The sequence below is a fragment of the Oceanobacter mangrovi genome (genome assembly GCF_019740315.1).
Classification (GTDB): Bacteria; Pseudomonadota; Gammaproteobacteria; order Pseudomonadales; family Oceanobacteraceae; genus Oceanobacter; species Oceanobacter mangrovi.
Map to the genome: position 1 here is coordinate 664,787 of NZ_JAHXZR010000001.1, position 16,011 is coordinate 680,797.

Annotated in this window: 14 protein-coding genes; 8 read left to right on the plus strand and 6 right to left on the minus strand. The window is 54.5% G+C overall.

Features of this window, described 5'->3' with window-relative positions:
• Positions 1 to 5: 5 nt before the first annotated feature.
• From K6123_RS02940 to glyA, 5 genes are all read right to left on the minus strand, one after another.
• Entirely contained in the window at positions 6 to 1,565 is a 1,560-nt protein-coding gene (locus K6123_RS02940; RefSeq protein WP_221793927.1) for an ABC transporter substrate-binding protein, read from the minus strand.
• A 24-nt stretch (positions 1,566 to 1,589) separates the two neighbouring features.
• The gene (locus K6123_RS02945) at positions 1,590 to 2,381 is read right to left on the minus strand and encodes a class II aldolase/adducin family protein (protein ID WP_221793929.1); all 792 of its coding nucleotides are present in this window, start codon (positions 2,379 to 2,381) and stop codon (positions 1,590 to 1,592) included.
• A gap of 555 nt (positions 2,382 to 2,936) precedes the next feature.
• The gene (locus tag K6123_RS02950) at positions 2,937 to 3,860 is read right to left on the minus strand and encodes a LysR substrate-binding domain-containing protein (RefSeq protein ID WP_221793931.1); all 924 of its coding nucleotides are present in this window, start codon (positions 3,858 to 3,860) and stop codon (positions 2,937 to 2,939) included.
• Positions 3,861 to 3,992: 132 nt separating this feature from the next.
• Positions 3,993 to 5,420, minus strand: a complete 1,428-nt coding sequence (locus K6123_RS02955) for an L-serine ammonia-lyase (protein ID WP_221793933.1) — start codon at positions 5,418 to 5,420, stop codon at positions 3,993 to 3,995.
• A 133-nt stretch (positions 5,421 to 5,553) separates the two neighbouring features.
• The gene (gene glyA / locus K6123_RS02960; protein ID WP_221793934.1) at positions 5,554 to 6,816 is read right to left on the minus strand and encodes a serine hydroxymethyltransferase; all 1,263 of its coding nucleotides are present in this window, start codon (positions 6,814 to 6,816) and stop codon (positions 5,554 to 5,556) included.
• 450 nt (positions 6,817 to 7,266) lie between these two features.
• Between glyA and K6123_RS02965 the strand changes: the two genes are divergently transcribed.
• Complete coding sequence (locus tag K6123_RS02965; protein ID WP_221793936.1) at positions 7,267 to 8,541, plus strand: ABC transporter substrate-binding protein; 1,275 nt, start codon at positions 7,267 to 7,269, stop codon at positions 8,539 to 8,541.
• Positions 8,542 to 8,570: 29 nt separating this feature from the next.
• On the opposite strand, the gene K6123_RS02970 is transcribed toward K6123_RS02965, so the two are convergent.
• Positions 8,571 to 9,464, minus strand: a complete 894-nt coding sequence (locus K6123_RS02970) for a LysR family transcriptional regulator (protein ID WP_221793938.1) — start codon at positions 9,462 to 9,464, stop codon at positions 8,571 to 8,573.
• Between the two features lie 302 nt (positions 9,465 to 9,766).
• Between K6123_RS02970 and K6123_RS02975 the strand changes: the two genes are divergently transcribed.
• The 7 genes from K6123_RS02975 (at position 9,767) to K6123_RS03005 (ending at position 15,966) form a co-directional block, all read left to right on the plus strand.
• Entirely contained in the window at positions 9,767 to 10,660 is an 894-nt protein-coding gene (locus tag K6123_RS02975) for a SphA family protein (RefSeq protein ID WP_221793940.1), read from the plus strand.
• A gap of 559 nt (positions 10,661 to 11,219) precedes the next feature.
• Complete coding sequence (locus K6123_RS02980) at positions 11,220 to 11,519, plus strand: phenol hydroxylase subunit (RefSeq protein WP_221793942.1); 300 nt, start codon at positions 11,220 to 11,222, stop codon at positions 11,517 to 11,519.
• Between the two features lie 59 nt (positions 11,520 to 11,578).
• On the plus strand, positions 11,579 to 12,562 hold the full coding sequence (locus K6123_RS02985) for an aromatic/alkene monooxygenase hydroxylase subunit beta (protein WP_221793944.1): 984 nt from the start codon (positions 11,579 to 11,581) through the stop codon (positions 12,560 to 12,562).
• 8 nt (positions 12,563 to 12,570) lie between these two features.
• The gene (locus K6123_RS02990) at positions 12,571 to 12,840 is read left to right on the plus strand and encodes an MmoB/DmpM family protein (protein ID WP_221793946.1); all 270 of its coding nucleotides are present in this window, start codon (positions 12,571 to 12,573) and stop codon (positions 12,838 to 12,840) included.
• Between the two features lie 49 nt (positions 12,841 to 12,889).
• Complete coding sequence (locus tag K6123_RS02995) at positions 12,890 to 14,389, plus strand: aromatic/alkene/methane monooxygenase hydroxylase/oxygenase subunit alpha (protein WP_221793949.1); 1,500 nt, start codon at positions 12,890 to 12,892, stop codon at positions 14,387 to 14,389.
• 152 nt (positions 14,390 to 14,541) lie between these two features.
• Positions 14,542 to 14,904: a phenol hydroxylase subunit P4 gene (locus tag K6123_RS03000; RefSeq protein ID WP_221793951.1), complete on the plus strand. Its 363-nt coding sequence runs from the start codon at positions 14,542 to 14,544 to the stop codon at positions 14,902 to 14,904.
• Complete coding sequence (locus K6123_RS03005; protein WP_246624570.1) at positions 14,905 to 15,966, plus strand: NADH:ubiquinone reductase (Na(+)-transporting) subunit F; 1,062 nt, start codon at positions 14,905 to 14,907, stop codon at positions 15,964 to 15,966.
• Positions 15,967 to 16,011 lie beyond the last annotated feature (45 nt).

A 16,011-nucleotide genomic window follows, 5' to 3' on the forward strand; every position in this document is an offset into this window, starting at 1 on the left:
GAGGATTACTTCTCGATCCAGGCGGTGCCAAAGGCATCGTTAACGCCAATGGCGGAGTCGATCAGGTTATGCACGTTGCAGTTGTAGATGGTCGGGAATTCCAGTTCGAGCAACCAGGCCACCGGCACGTCTTCCACCAGCTTGGCCTGCACTTCGTTGTAGAGTTCCTGACGCTTGCTGTCCGGGTAGGCGGTGGCGGCTTCAGCAAACAGCTTGTCTACTTCAGGGTCGCTGTAGCCTTCGGCGTTGTTCCACGGTGAGCCCTTGGCGATGTTGCTGGACACATAGGTACGTGATACGCCCAGCGCCGGGTCGCCATACTGGTACAGGTAGGTGAACGACAGATCGAAGTCCCAGTCGGAGATCTTCTGGTTCCAGCCCGCGACGTCGGAGGACACCATGTCGGTCTTTATACCCACCTCAGCCAGGTTCTGACGAATGGCTTCGGCCCAACGCTGCCAGGTCTCGCCGTACGGCATTGGCAACAGACGCACTGGAGTACCGTCGTAGCCCATTTCCTTCAGCAAGGCTTTGGCTTTTTTCGGGTTGTATTCGTAGTCCGGCAGATCTTTGTTGAAGAAGTTGGTCTTTGAGCCTACCGGGCCCTTGGCGACCTTGCCGTAGCCGTTCCACAACGCGTTCTTGGCGAAGTCTCGGTCCATGGCGTACATGATGGCCTGACGGAAACGCTTGTCGGACATCGGGTAGTTACGGTTGTTGATCCACAGCCAGGCGTGTGGCGAGAAGTATTCCCAGCCGTCTGAGGTGGAGCAGGAGTTATCCAGCGCTGTCAGGCGCGGGATATCGAAGTTTTCCACTGAGCCGCCCGGCAGCACGTCGATCTTGCCGGTTTCATAGGCCACTGAACGGGAAGCAGCGTCCGGAATGACATGCCAGTAAATATCGTCCAGATACGGCAGACCCTTGACGTGGTAGTTCTCGTTTTTCACCGCGTGGATGTAGGAGCCTTTCTTCCACTCAGCAAACTTGAACGGGCCGGTACCGATCGGATGATGGTTGGCCGGGTTGGTCTTGTAGTCGGTGCCTTCGTAGATGTGTTTCGGGATCATCGGCATGGTGCCGGTCTCGAACAAACCAATGAAGGGGCCGAACGGTTGTTTCAGCTGGAACACCACGGTGTAGTCGTCCGGTGCGGTGATCGAATCGACGTACTGCAGGGACTGACGCAGGCGGGCGTTGGTTTGACGCAGGAACTTGTCGACCGAGAACACCACGTCAGCCGAGGTGAACGGCTTGCCGTCATGCCAGGTCACGCCGTGTTTCAGATGGAAAGTCCAGGTCTTGCCGTCTTCGCTGGTGTCCCAGGAAGTTGCCAGCAGTGGTTGAGGATTCAGGTCCTTGTCGTAGCGCAGCAAGCCTTCGTAGATGTTGCCTGCCACCTGCTGGGTTGGTGCGTTGGAGTACAGGCCGATCATCAGGCTTGGTGGCTCAGGCTGCACCACTACATCCATGGTGCCACCGTAGACGGGGTCGGCGGCCTGAACATTGATGCTGGCCAGAGGGATAGCGGCTGCAAGTACTGCTTGTATCAGTCGTTTCTTCATGTGCTGGGTCTCGATGCTGAGGGTTCAAGTGCGGTAGTGCGGAGCTACTTTTTCCAATAAACGCAGGTAGGCGAGCCATTCAGCGTGGAAGCCGTTGCGCTGACTCAGTTCACTGAACTGCTTGTATTGCCCGCAGGTACGTTGGCAGACCTCCGGTGCAACCGGGGTAATCGTCAAACCGCTGGACAACACCGCCAGTTGGGTCTGGCAGGTACGTTCGAGGTTGTACATCAGGGTGAAGGCTTCACCGATGGTGTCGCCGAGGGTCATCAGGCCGTGGTTTTCCAGGATCATCACCTTGCTGGTTGGCCCGAGGTCCTGCACCAGCCGTTCGCGCTCGGCCAGATCCAGCGCGATGCCTTCGTATTTATGGCGGGTGACGCCTTCGTAGAACTGCAGCGACCATTGGTTAATTGGCAGAATGCCTTCCTGAGTCGAAGAGATGGCAACACCGGCAACCGTATGGGTATGCAAGGCACACTGGACATCCGGGCGGGCAGCATGAACCGCTGAATGAATGGTGAAACCGGCCGGGTTGGCACCCATGCCAAACGGGTCTTCGAGTACCTTGCCATCAAGGTCGATGGTGACCAGGTTACTGGCAGTGACTTCACCAAAGCGGGTGCCGTACGGATTGATCAGGAAGCGATCATGCACACCCGGTAAACGCGCTGAAATATGGGTGTAGATACTGTCACTCATACCGAAGTGTTCGAGCAGGTTATAGGTTGCGGCCAGATCAATTCGCATCCGCTGCTCGGCGCTTAACCCCGGATAAATCTTGTTGACGAAGTCTTGGTTGGCAGCTGTCTCCATGGGATCTCCTTGAGCCAATTAGTGATGCCCACGAGCGGCTCTAGGCGCTCCAGAACGGGCTTGAAATCATTCTTTGTCAATTGAATTGCATCTACAATCGATATTTTTTGACCAAAATGATTCCAAAATGTAAACATTTAGGACGCAAAAAAAGGCGCTGATTCTTGCTGAACAGCGTCTTTTATTTTGAAGTGGCCAGTGATTTTTTTAGGTTTTTTGCAACCTCATACATGAATATGCAAGTAAAAGGCCACAACGAATCCAGCGCCGATTTTGGGGTGGTTTAGAGTGTACACACTCTGGTTGCGCCCAGAATGTGGCTGACTTGCCGGGCCTCGTATTGACGCTGGCAGCAGCGGCTTGGGTGGGTTTGACGGCTGCACAAAAGGGGTGCAGCTGTTTTAATCAGGGGACAATTATGTCGCTTTGGCCGTTTTCAGGCGGATAAAACCGGGTTTTTCGGCATTGATGGCCATTTAAATCGAAGTTTAGCTTGGGCGGTGGTGATAATTATGGCTTTGGGGGCAGCCGGAAAGCACAGTTCACCCTCTGTTTTCAGCCGGTAATCCCGACGCCGCGTTGACGCCAGTTACTTTGCTCTGTTGCAAATTTCTCTTTCAACCAGCGAATAAAGGCTTGTATATCGGGCCGCTCGGTCTTTTCCGGAGAGGTCACAAAATAGTAGGCCCTGGGGGCATCGATACTGATATCGAAGGGCATCACCAGCTGGCCACGGGCAAGCGCATCGCCACTGAGCATGTTGTCGCCGAGGGCGATGCCCTGGCCAGCCAGGGCGGCAGACTGGACAAAGTGAGCATCGGAAAAGGTAATGCCTGCACCGAGCTGGGCATTTTGCACCCCGTTAGCCCCCAGCCAAACACGCCAATTGGTCTGGTTCGCCAGGTGCAACAGAGTATGAGAAAGCAGCTCAGCCGGATTTTTCAGGCCTGCGGTCCGGTTCAGGTAACCCGGGCTGCACACCGGATACAGCTGCAAGGCCATCAGCCGTTGGACGTTCATCTCCGGCCAATGGCCTTCGCCGTAGGAAATAAACAGATCGATTTCCTGGTTGCTGGTGTCATCCGGGGTGCGTGGCGAGCGCAGGTCCAGCTCCAGTTTGGGATACAGCCGCTGGAACTCACCAATGTGACGGCAAAGCCAGTAGGTCGCGAGGCCGGGGATGCAGCTGATGATCAGTTTGCCGGTGATGTCCGGGCCGCTTTCCCAGTGGGCGGCGGCGAGCAGAATTTGCAGGGAACGGCGGGCTTCACTGGCATAACGTTGCCCTTGCGTTGTCAGTTCGATGTTGCGGCCACTGCGATAGGTCAGCGTAAACCCCAGACTTTCTTCCAGTCCGGCGATCTGACGGCTGATCGCACTGCGGGTCAGGTGCATTTCTCTGGCGGCACTGGTGACACTGCCAAGGCGGGCAACGGCCTCAAAAGCACGCAGGGCGGTAATGGATGGATAGCTTGGCATTAAGCAGCTTCCTTAACTCTTATCTGTATCCGAAGTGGGCGAGCGGTTATGCACTGTAGCAGATACAAAAAATCCCGGCCTGCTGTTGCCGACCGGGATTCTGTTATTGGCGAGGGAGTCAGGCTGACGTGATTAACACTCGATCACGTTCACCGCCAGACCGCCACGCGAGGTTTCCTTGTACTTGTCGAGCATGTCCTTGCCGGTATCGCGCATGGTTTTGATGACCTTGTCGAGCGACACAAAATGCTCGCCGTCACCACGCAGGGCCATCGACGCTGCGTTGATGGCTTTCATGGCTGCCATGGCGTTACGTTCGATACAAGGCACCTGTACCAGGCCGCCAATCGGATCGCAGGTCAGGCCAAGGTTGTGTTCCATGCCGATTTCAGCGGCGTTTTCGACCTGCGCCGGTGAGCCGCCAGTAGCTTCGGCCAGACCCGCTGCTGCCATTGCGCAAGCGGAGCCCACTTCACCCTGACAGCCGACTTCGGCACCGGAAATCGAGGCGTTTTCCTTGAACAGGATGCCAATCGCAGAGGCCGTCAGCAGAAAGCGAATCACGCCTTCGTCGTCCGAGTTCGGGCAGAAATTGATGTAGTAGTGCAGTACCGCCGGGATAATGCCCGCCGCGCCGTTGGTTGGCGCCGTTACCATACGACCACCGGCCGCGTTTTCTTCATTGACCGCCAGCGCGTACAGGTTGACCCAGTCCATCGCGCCCAGTGACGGTGTGATCATGTCCATGCGGTTACGGTTTTTCAGACCCTGATAGAGGCTGGCAGCACGGCGCTTGACCTTCAGGCCGCCGGGCAGAATGCCTTCGCTGTGCATGCCTTTTTGCACGCAGTCTTTCATCACTTGCCAGAGTTGCAGAATGCCGGCACGAATCTCTGCTTCGGTACGCCAGGCCTTTTCGTTTTCCATCATGATGTCCGCGATGGAGAGACCGGTTTGTTGGCAGATCGCCAGCAGCTCAACGCCACTTTTGAACGGGTATTTCACGCTGGTGGCGTCTTCGACGATGGCGCCGATCTTGTCACTGGCGTGAACGCTGTCGTCGACCACAAAGCCGCCGCCAACGGAGTAATAGGTTGCGAATCTGAGTTCGTTGCCCTGTTCATCCCAGGCGCAGAAAGTCATGCCGTTGGCATGAAAATCCAGCGCTTCGATGCGGTGATAAATCAGGTCTTCGTTGATATTGAACTTGATGGTTTTGGGTTCTGCGATGACACCGGCTTCCAGATAGTCGGTGGTCGCCAGCAGTACCAGTTCGCCGCTTTCTTCAATATCGGCGGTTCGTGGGTTAACCCGGTCCGGATCGATTTTTTCCGGCAGTTCACCTTCCAGACCCAGCAATACCGCAGGACCGGAACCGTGGCCTTTACCGGTTGCACCCAGCGAACCATACAGTTGTGCCTGAACCCGGGCTACCTGTGGCAGCAGGCCTTCTTTGGCCAATGCAGAAGCAAACATCCAGGCCGCTTTCATCGGGCCTACGGTGTGGGAACTGGACGGGCCAATCCCGATTTTCAACATGTCGAACAGACTGATAGCCATGATCGGCTCCTCGGGTAATCGCAGGGCTCGGGTAACGAAGGGTTAATTTCAAGCATAGAAGACGGGCAGGACGCCCGTCTTTTGAAACCGGGATAAAGCCCCTCCCACAATCTGCTTGCGAGAGGGTGGCGGTTTACTCGACGTAAGCCGGGAACTGCTTGCACAGGTCGTGCACTTTCTCTTTCACCATGCCAATGATGCGGGCTTCTTCAGAAGTGCCCAGCACCGACAGGATGTCAGCGATCCAGCCCGCCAGTTCCTTACACTGTTCTTCCTTGAAACCACGAGTGGTGATAACCGGAGTACCAATGCGCAGACCGGAAGTCACGAATGGAGACTGTGGGTCGTTTGGAACAGCGTTCTTGTTGACGGTAATAGAAGCCGCGCCCAGAGCCGCGTCAGCGTCTTTACCAGTCAGGCCTTGCTTGATCAGTGACAACAGGAACAGGTGGTTCTGGGTTCCGCCGGATACCACGTCGTAGCCGCGCTCAATAAATACCCGCGCCATCACATCGGCATTTTTCACAACCTGCTCTTGGTAGGTCTTGAATTCAGGTGACAGTGCTTCCTTGAAGGCAACCGCCTTGGCCGCGATGACGTGCATCAGTGGGCCGCCCTGACCGCCAGGGAATACCGCAGAGTTCAGTTTCTTTTCCAGCTCTGCGTTGGCTTTGGCCAGAATCAGACCGCCACGTGGACCACGCAGGGTCTTGTGAGTGGTGGTGGTGACCACGTCGGCATATTGCATTGGGTTTGGATAAACGCCAGCAGCTACCAGACCGGCTACGTGAGCCATGTCGACGAACAGGTAAGCACCAACAGCGTCTGCGATTTCGCGCATGCGAGCCCAGTCAACGATCTGGGAGTAGGCAGAGAAACCACCGATGATCATTTTTGGCTGATGCTCTTTGGCCAGCGCTTCCATCTGATCGTAATCGATTTCGCCGTTGTCGTTCAGACCGTACTGAACCGCGTTGTACATCTTGCCAGAGAAGGAAACCTTGGCACCGTGAGTCAGGTGACCACCGTGTGCCAGGCTCATGCCCAGAACGGTATCGCCAGGATTCAGCAGCGCCATGTAAACCGCGGCGTTGGCCTGTGAACCAGAGTGTGGCTGAACGTTGGCGTAATCTGCGCCGAACAGTTCCTTGGCACGGTCAATAGCCAGTTGCTCAACCACGTCAACGAATTCACAACCACCGTAGTAACGCTTGCCTGGGTAACCTTCAGCGTACTTGTTGGTCAGCTGGGAACCCTGGGCTTCCATCACGCGTGGGCTGGTGTAGTTTTCAGAGGCGATCAGCTCGATGTGGTCTTCCTGACGAGCCACTTCCTGCTGCATGGCTTCCCACAGCTCGGGGTCGAACCCGGCAATACGATCTTGCTTGTTGAACATTGGCGTATCCTGAAACGAAAGTGGTCGAGTTGACCGGTGAATTCATTCTTGTTTGTACGTTGGGGGATAGTAAGACCGGCTCAGAGCGGCAGGATGACTGCTTGCGGCTGGGGTATGACAAAAAGCGACGGCGACAATTCAGGGCAGACATTGGTTACCATTTGACCTGTCTGGCGCAGAGTTGCCGCTATACCAATCAGCGCAGACGTTAGAAGATGAAGTTTGACGCGGGTTTTGGCGAACCAACCTGAAAGGTATGGTTCGCGGAGGCAATTTACTTTTCTGATATCAGCAAGCGTTTGGGAAATGGCGTTTCCTATAATGGAAAGTTTATATAAAACAATAGGATATAACAGAATTGTGGGGGCTGGCCTGAATCGCGGTAGGGACAAGTCAGTCTTTGATTAACACTCCGGCGCCGTTCAAGGTCATTGCTGGAGAATAATAATAATGACTACCGAAAGCTGTATTTCCCGCCGCCGCTTGCTGCAGGTTGGCTCTGCCGCCATGCTTGCCGGAGCTTTTGTTCCCCTGGTTCGGGCAGCCTCTGCCACAACCTTCCGCATTGGATTCGTCAGTCCGGCCAGTGGCCCCTTGACCATTTTTTCTGAGCCCGACCAGTTTGTGATGGCGCAGGTCAAACGAACGCTTGGCAGTGGCATCAGCGTTAATGGTCGTCAGTATCCGGTGGAAATAATCTACCGCGACAGTGGTTCCAGCGAAACTGGCGCAGCAGCAGCGGCGCGGGAGCTGATTCGAGATTATGGCGTTGACTTGATGGTGGCGTCGTCAACGCCGGCAACGACCAATCCGGTTGCTGATGTGTGTGAGGCGATTGGGGTTCCCTGTTTAACCAACGATACGCCCTGGCAGGCGCATTTCTTTGGCCGTGGTGGTGATCCGGCTGTGGGGTTTCGCTGGACTTATCACTTCTTCTGGGGTGTTGAGGATGTCGTTGCAGCCTATACTTCGCTGTGGAACCAGGTACAGACTAATCGGCGTGTGGGGAGCTTGTGGCCAGATGATCCTGACGGTCTGGCGTGGGCCTCGCAGCATGGGTTTCCACCGGCCTTGCACCAACAGAATTTTGAACTGTTTGATGCTGGGCGTTTCCGGTCCGGTCAGACCGATTTTGTTGATATCGTCAGCCGCTTCCAGCAAAACGATGTTGAGATTGTTACCGGTGTGATTCCTCCGCCAGACTTTGCCCGGTTCTGGCATGAGGCCCGGCGTCAGGGGTTTAATCCCAAGGTGGTGACGGTCGCCAAGGCATCGGAGTTTCCGATGGCATTGCAGCCATTTGGCAGTGATGCAAACGGTTTGAGCGTGGAAGTCAGCTGGTCACCATCACATCCCTATCATTCGGCCCTGACAGGGCAATCATCAGCCGGGCTGGCGAGTGAATACACACGTTTCAGTGGCCGTAACTGGACCATTCCATTGGGCTTCAAACATGCCCTGTTTGAGGTTGCAATTGATGCGTTGCGACGTTCCCAAGGGCCGGGTAACCCGGAAGGGATTCGCCAGGCACTGGCAACAACGGATTATCACTCGATCGTTGGGCCGGTGAATTTCCAGCTTGGACCGGTGCCGAATGTCAGCAAGACACCGCTGGTTTGTGGCCAGTGGGAGTACCGCTATCGCAATCTTGAACTGCTGATTGTTGAAAACAGTCTGGCGCGCGATATCCCGTTACAGGCGCGGCTGCGCTCCATGACCGGTTGAGGACCAGCCGGGCGGGGCTGCCAATGGTGTTATCGCGTGCCAGGCTCCTCCGGTAACGACACACAGTCTCGAAACGCGGCGAGATGGGCTGAATCATCACTGGCTCGCACAGACATCACCAGCTGGGTTTCCATACCATTGGCCGCTATGGGCAAATAGTGAATATCAGAGCGCTGCATCAAGCGAACCGACTGCGGCACTATGGTTACGCCCATGTTCGCTGCGACCAGCCCGAGCGCCGTTTGCAGCGTATTGGTTTCGAAGGTGTTGCGTAACTCCAGGCCCCGCACCTTGAAGTGCGACAGAATCTGGTCGGCCAGGCTGGGACGCGGTGAGGCCGGGTAGAGAATCACTTTCTCCACTGCAATCTGTTCCATGGTTACGCTGTCCAGTGCTGCCAGTGCGTGTTCGGATGGCACGGCTAGCATCAGCCGATCGCGATTCAGAATAATGTTCTCAATCCCTTCTTCATTGATAGCGAGACGGCTGAAGCCGACGTCGATACGGCCACTTTTTAAGGCATCAGCCTGTTGAACAGAGGTGAGTTCGGACAGCGAAATATGGACGTTGGCGTGGTTATTGGTGAATTTCTGGATCGCTTTGGGAATGTGGGTGTAAAGCACTGAGGGGGTAAAGCCAATCCCCATCCAGCGCTTCTGTTCGGCTCCCAGCTGCTGGGTGGAGCGTTTGATTTCCGCAATTCGCGCCAACATCTGTACTGACTGATCGTAGAAGAACTGACCGGCATTGGTGAGGCGCAAGGGCCTGCCGGAACGGTCGATCAGGGTCACGCCCAATTCATCTTCCAGGTTCTGGATCTGGCGTGACAACGGTGGTTGCGCCATATGCAGCTCCTCTGCGGCCTTGCTGAAGTTCAGCAAGCGGCCGACAGCTTCAAAGTATCTCAGTTGGCGCAATTCCATAAAATACCTTCCCGGTATAGTTGAAGACAAAAACCATATTAGACGTGATATCTCTGGCTGGTCAAACATGGCGGCCATACCGCTCAACCAAGGATAAAGCGCATGGTAGTTATCATCATCAGAGTGCTGCTGTTGTAATCAGAGATAGCTGCTAGCGCATTCAGGGTATAGATCCATACCTTAAAGATTGGCTTTTCGTCTTGGCAGACAATTGGGATGCGGAGGCTGTTGAGATTTCAAATCCCCGCCGGAGGAGATTCCGGCACCGTTCACAACGATAAAAATAACAATTGGAGAACTGCATGAAATCCATGACCAAATTGGCGCTGTGTTCACTCGGCCTGATGGCGGCCCAGACTACGCTGGCGACCGAAGGAGGTGGCTCCAGCTACCCGGTTGGTGCTGAAAACTTCACCTGCTGCGCACTACCACCGCCGGGTACCTATGCGATGGTGTGGGGGCAGCATTACAGCGCTGACAAAGCCGTTGATAATAATGGCGATACCGTTACACCAGATGACTTTAAAGTGACCGCCAATGCTATTGTTCCCCGGGTTATCTGGGTGACAGACAAAACCTGGCAAGGAGCCTCGGTAGCCCTCCACGCGATCCTTCCGCTGGTCGATCTCGATGTACATGTGACCGATGGCATGGAAGACCGTAGCAGTGGCATTGGTGACGCGACCATTGGTCTGGCGCTTGGCTGGCACCACAGTCAGGCATTGCATTCGGTATTTGCCATCGACGTGATCGCTCCGACCGGCTCTTACGACAAGGACGAAATTGCCAATATCGGTCGTAACCATTGGGCGATTCAGCCGGTACTGGGCGTTAGTCATATTGATCCGGCCGGCTTTAACTACGACTTCAAGGGCATGTATACCTATAACCTCAGGAACAGCGCCACAGACTATAAGGATGGTCAGGAGTTGATCGTTGATTACGCCCTTGGCTGGGGTGTCGGTAACGGTTTGACGGCGGGAATTGGTGGTTACCTTTACAAGCAGGTAACCGATGATACGTCTAACGGCGACACCGTAAAAGACGCCCGCGGTCAAACCCTCGCTATTGGTCCATCTGTTCGTTACGACAGTGGCGAAGGCTGGTTTGCAACCTTCAAATACCAGCAGGAAACCCGGGTGAAAAACCGCTCGGAAGGCGGTGCCCTGTGGCTGAAAACCGTGTTCCCGTTCTGATGGCGCGCGCCTGAAAGGCAATTTCTGATTGGTAGTGGCGGTCGGGTTATCCCCGGCCGCTAAAAACCTTCAACCACTAGCAATATCTGTTGCTCGTTGCTGCTCCATCCCCTCGCTCTACACCCTCGGATTACGCGTCTCGCTGTGTCTTTCTGTCGCTGTTCTTGCCTGCGCACCGGTTGCCGCTGCTGTGTGCACTCGGCCCGTTGTACTTCTGATATATGTCTAACGGCTGTCTTGCCTGTCGATGACCCAATGGCAGTGATGGAGTCCAGAGCTTTTTTCCGTGATGGGCAAAGTGCTAATTAATGTCGCCGCCGTCCATGCCCCTGATTATCAGCACTGGCTCATTTGGCCCATGTCTGATTTTAGACAGTGACTTTGAAAGGCTGCCCTGACGTTGTTTGATATTACGCAGTTTGGTTCGCCGAATTCCTGTTTGGGTCTGCAGATTTTTATATTTTCTTATTAAAATCAATTAATTAGGTTTTATTTTTGGTGTTGGCACAAGGGCTGCTATAGCTGGTTTGTGAATAAAAATAACGAGAACAAGCCGACCATGTCCAAGCGCAGCCAACCCCAGCTGGAAGTGGTGTCGTCCCGTGACACCTTGCCGTCCATGACCAAATACATACGGGTCCGCAGCGAACCTGACGCCCGTTATGTTGAATTCGATTTTGCCATCGGATCCCCGGAGCTCTTTGTTGAACTCATCATGCCATGCAGTGCTTTTGAAGCGTTTTGCAATGTTAATTCCGTAGTGCCGATGTCTGCCGAGCAGATCGCCGTAATTGATGCCGAAATGGAAAAGTGGCGTTACGGCGAAGACACCCTGGCCGGCCGATCTCTCTCGCGTTAATGCAACCCGGCGGCAATCACGCCGCTGCCCAAATAACAACAAATCACAGGTACAACCCCATGAGTGTTGAAATCAAGATGGCCACCCTGGAGCCGGTGCGTCATACCTTCACCCAAATCGCCAAACGCTTTGGTGATAAACCGGCCAGTCGTTATCAGGAAGCTACCTACGATATTCAGGCAGTAACCAACTTTCACTACAAACCCAGCTGGGACCCGCAACACAACCTCAATGATGCCAGCCGTACGGCGATTCAGATGGCCGACTGGTATGTACTGAAAGACCCACGCCAGTTCTATTACGCGACCTATGTTGCCAGTCGCGCCCGCATGCAGGACAACGCTGAGAATAACTACAGTTTTTTCGAAAAACGCCAGCTTGCCGAACGCCTGTCAGATGAAGTGAAAAACAAGCTGATCCGTTTGTTGGTACCACTGCGTCACGTCGAGCACACCGCCAACCTCAACAATATCTACGGCGTATCGGTGGGATTTGGCACTGCCCTGACCCAGGCGCTGGTGTACGAGGGGATGGACCGTCTGGGTATCGCCCAGTACCTGTCGCGTATAGGCCTGATTCTGGATGGTAATACTGGTACTGCGCTGGAACAGGCCAAACAGGCCTGGATGGAAGACTCAACATGGCAGCGTATGCGGGCGCTGTGTGAGGAGTTGCTGGTGCAAAAGGACTGGTTTGAGGTTCTGATCGCCCAGGATCTGGTAATGGATACCCTGACAGCCGATCTCTATTACCGCCAGTTCGACTGCTGGCTGGCTGACCAGCAGGCCCACGATGTAACCATGCTGCTGGAGTTCATGCAGGAGTGGCAAAAGGATCGCGATCGTTGGCTCGACAGCACCCTGAAGCTGGTCGCGAGCGAATCTGACAGCAACCGTCAGCAGCTGCTGCAATGGGCAAATCACTGGTCTGGCAAGGTTGCTGAAGCACTGGCTCCGATTGCGATGGAGCTGATTGATGGCGATGCGCTGTCACGCTCAATGGATGCACTGGCAACCCGCCTCAACAAACTCGGCATCAAATAAGGATTCCCATGAACAAGGTATATATCGCCCTGCAGGACAACGACGTTTCCCGCTACATCGTTGAGGCCATTGAAGCCGATAACCCGGATGTCAAGGTGCAGTACCAGCCCGCCATGATCCGCATCGAAAACGATTTGCAGCTGACTATCAAGCGAGAAACGGTAGAGGAAAAAATTGGCCGTGATTGGGACGTGCAGGAGCTGCATCTGAGCCTGATTACTCTTGGTGGCAACGTTGATGAAGACGAAGACGCCTTCACTCTGAGCTGGAATCAGTAACCGACGTCAGGCGTTCGACAACCAATCAAGAATAAAAAAGGAGCCCACCATGGCCGCAAAAAAATTGAATATGAAAGACAAGTACAAAATGCTGACCCGAGATCTTGACTGGGAATTTTCCTACCAGGACCGCAAGGAAGCCTTTCCGTACGAAGAATACGAAGGCATCAAGATCACGGACTGGTCGAAGTGGGAAGACCCATTCCGCTTGACGATGGATGCCTACTGGAAGTACCAGGCTGAAAAAGAGAAAAAGCTCTATGCCATTTTTGATGCTTTTGCGCAGAACAATGGTCATCTGAATATTTCCGATCCACGTTACGTCAATGCATTGAAAGTTTTTCTCGGTGGTGTGACACCGGTGGAATATCAGGCTTATCAGGGCTTTGCCCATGTTGGTCGTCAGTTTGGCGGGGTTGGCGCACGAGTGGCGTGTCAGATGCAGTCGATCGACGAGCTGCGTCATGTGCAAACCCAGATTCACGCCATGAGTCACTACAACAAGTTCTTTGATGGGCTGCACAACTGGAACGGCATGCAGGACAAGGTCTGGTACATGTCGGTACCGACTTCCTTCTTCCACGATGCACGCAGTTCCGGTCCATTTGAATTCCTGCTGGCGATCAGCTTCAGCTTCGAATACGTGCTGACCAATCTGTTGTTTGTGCCTTTTATGTCTGGTGCGGCCTACAACGGAGATATGGCCACAGTGACCTTTGGTTTCTCATCGCAATCGGATGAAGCCCGTCACATGACGCTGGGTCTGGAAGTGATCAAGTTCCTGTTGGAACAGCACGAAGACAACGTACCAATCGTGCAGAAGTGGGTCGACAAGTGGTTCTGGCGCGGCACCCGGGTGCTGGGCATCGTCTCGATGATGATGGACTACATGCTGCCGAATAAAGTGATGAGTTGGCGCGAAGCCTGGGAAATCTACTTTGAGCAGGCAGGTGGCGCACTGTTCAAGGACCTTGCCCGTTACGGAATCAAGCCGCCGAAATACGTTGATATTGCTACTGCCCAGATGGACCACATGTCCCACCAAACCTGGTGGAACTTCTACAACTTTGGCGAAGCCGCCGGTTTCCATACCTGGATTCCAAGTGACAAGGAACTCGATTGGCTGAGCGAGAAGTATCCGCAAACTTTCGACAAGTACTACCGTCCGCGCTGGGAGTTGGCGAAGAAAATGGAGGCCGAAGGCAAGCGCTTCTACTCGAAGGGACTGCCACAGCTGTGTAACACCTGTCAGGTGGCCATGATTAACACCGAAGTCGATGACCCAACCATGCTGGTCTATCGCAGCACCGAGTATAAGGGGGAGAAGTACCACTTCTGCTCCGATGGCTGTCACGACATCTTCGTTGATGAACCAGAGAAATTCGTGCAGTCCTGGCTGCCAGTACACCAGATATTGCAAGGCAACTGCGGTGGTGCTGATCTCGAAACCGTGATGCGTGAGTACTATGGCATGGACGTTGGTGTCGACAACCTGGATATGAAAGGTTCGCCGGACGAACTGCGCTGGAAAGAGTGGAAGTCGGCATAAGACACCCGCTGTCTGGTGTCGGGGGACCGGTGCCAGGTTGATGGGCAAGGCAACGCCTTGCTCATCCTGAGGCCGACTTCTGATGTCAGGCCAATAAAACATGCGTTAGACGTCCGACCTGAGACGTCCCACCCAATAAAGAGAATAATAAAATGACTGTAAAAACTACCGCCGCCGAATACATCGGCGAAGTCCGCGACCGTGTTGAAAATTTCCACGGCAACCAGCTGGTTTACGTTGGCTGGGATCGTCATCTGATGTTTTGTTCAGCGTTTACCTTTTTGGTGGCTCCCGCTGCCAGTTTTCGGAGTTTGCGCGATGACGTGATGGCTGGCGTTTTTGGTGAGCATCCGGAATGGCCAACCATCAACTGGGACTCGGTGCGCTGGTTACTGGACGGCCAGCCATTCACGCCGGAGCTGGACAAGACCCTGGCAGATCAGGGCATTGGCCACAAGTCACTGCTGCGCTTCGACACTCCGGAGCTGCATGGTTTTATGAATGCAGGAGTGTAAATGATGAGCTTCCTGGTAACAGTCGAGCCGACTGGTGAGCAGATTGAGGTGGAGGAAGGCCAGACCATTCTTGATGCGGCCTTGCGGCAAGGCGTCTGGCTGCCATTTGCCTGCGGCCATGGTACCTGTGCAACCTGCAAGATTCAGGTGCTGGATGGCGACGTTGATGTGGGGGCCGCATCGTCGTTCGCACTGATGGATATGGAACGTGATGAAGGCAAGGTTCTGGCTTGCTGCGCGATTCCGGAAAGTGACCTGGTGATCGAGGCCGACATTGACGTTGATGCGGATTTTGCCGGTCATCCGGTGGAGGACTTTGATGCTGTGGTCACAGCGATTGTCGATTTGTCTCCCACCATTAAAGGTATCCATTTTCGGCTGGATCGGCCAATGGCCTTTCAGGCGGGCCAATATGTCAATCTGACGCTGCCGAACCTTGAAGGTACGCGAGCATTTTCGATTGCCAACAAGCCATCTCAGGCAGACCAGCTGGAACTGCATGTGCGGCTGGTACCGGGAGGGGCTGGCACCACCTGGTTGCACGAACAACTCGCCGTTGGCGATACCTTGCGGGTATCGGGTCCCTATGGTCAGTTCTTCGTACGCAAGTCCGACGATAAGGGCGCTATTTTCATTGCTGGCGGCTCCGGGCTGTCGAGCCCACAGGCGATGATTCTGGACCTGCTGGAAGCTGGTGACTCGCGGCCGTTGTATTTATTCCAGGGAGCTCGTAATCAGGCCGAGCTGTACAACCGTGAGTTGTTTGAGGAGCTGGCGCAGCAGTTCGACAACTTTCACTATATTCCGGCTCTCAATGCCGAAGAAAGTGAGGACTGGCAAGGTTTCCGTGGCTTTGTTCATGACGCTGCCAGAGACTACTTTGATGGCAAACTGGAAGGTCACAAGGCCTATCTGTGCGGGCCACCGCCAATGATTGATGCCGCCATTACCACCCTGATGCAGGGCCGGGTGTTTGAACGCGACATTCATATGGAGCGGTTTGTCACCGCCGCTGATGGTGCCGATGACAGTGAACGCTCAGCGCTGTTCAGGCGCATCTAGCGGTTTGCGATCACTTGTCTCCGCTACGCAGCATCGCCGGATGAC

What these genes read in the sequence shown, in the direction of transcription:
- K6123_RS02940 (WP_221793927.1), bottom strand. Translation starts at nt 1,565, where the DNA reads ATGAAGAAACGACTGATACAAGCAGTACTTGCAGCCGCTATCCCTCTG.
- K6123_RS02945 (WP_221793929.1), bottom strand. Translation starts at nt 2,381, where the DNA reads ATGGAGACAGCTGCCAACCAAGACTTCGTCAACAAGATTTATCCGGGG.
- K6123_RS02950 (WP_221793931.1), bottom strand. Translation starts at nt 3,860, where the DNA reads ATGCCAAGCTATCCATCCATTACCGCCCTGCGTGCTTTTGAGGCCGTT.
- K6123_RS02955 (WP_221793933.1), bottom strand. Translation starts at nt 5,420, where the DNA reads ATGGCTATCAGTCTGTTCGACATGTTGAAAATCGGGATTGGCCCGTCC.
- glyA (WP_221793934.1), bottom strand. Translation starts at nt 6,816, where the DNA reads ATGTTCAACAAGCAAGATCGTATTGCCGGGTTCGACCCCGAGCTGTGG.
- K6123_RS02965 (WP_221793936.1), top strand. Translation starts at nt 7,267, where the DNA reads ATGACTACCGAAAGCTGTATTTCCCGCCGCCGCTTGCTGCAGGTTGGC.
- K6123_RS02970 (WP_221793938.1), bottom strand. Translation starts at nt 9,464, where the DNA reads ATGGAATTGCGCCAACTGAGATACTTTGAAGCTGTCGGCCGCTTGCTG.
- K6123_RS02975 (WP_221793940.1), top strand. Translation starts at nt 9,767, where the DNA reads ATGAAATCCATGACCAAATTGGCGCTGTGTTCACTCGGCCTGATGGCG.
- K6123_RS02980 (WP_221793942.1), top strand. Translation starts at nt 11,220, where the DNA reads ATGTCCAAGCGCAGCCAACCCCAGCTGGAAGTGGTGTCGTCCCGTGAC.
- K6123_RS02985 (WP_221793944.1), top strand. Translation starts at nt 11,579, where the DNA reads ATGAGTGTTGAAATCAAGATGGCCACCCTGGAGCCGGTGCGTCATACC.
- K6123_RS02990 (WP_221793946.1), top strand. Translation starts at nt 12,571, where the DNA reads ATGAACAAGGTATATATCGCCCTGCAGGACAACGACGTTTCCCGCTAC.
- K6123_RS02995 (WP_221793949.1), top strand. Translation starts at nt 12,890, where the DNA reads ATGGCCGCAAAAAAATTGAATATGAAAGACAAGTACAAAATGCTGACC.
- K6123_RS03000 (WP_221793951.1), top strand. Translation starts at nt 14,542, where the DNA reads ATGACTGTAAAAACTACCGCCGCCGAATACATCGGCGAAGTCCGCGAC.
- K6123_RS03005 (WP_246624570.1), top strand. Translation starts at nt 14,905, where the DNA reads ATGATGAGCTTCCTGGTAACAGTCGAGCCGACTGGTGAGCAGATTGAG.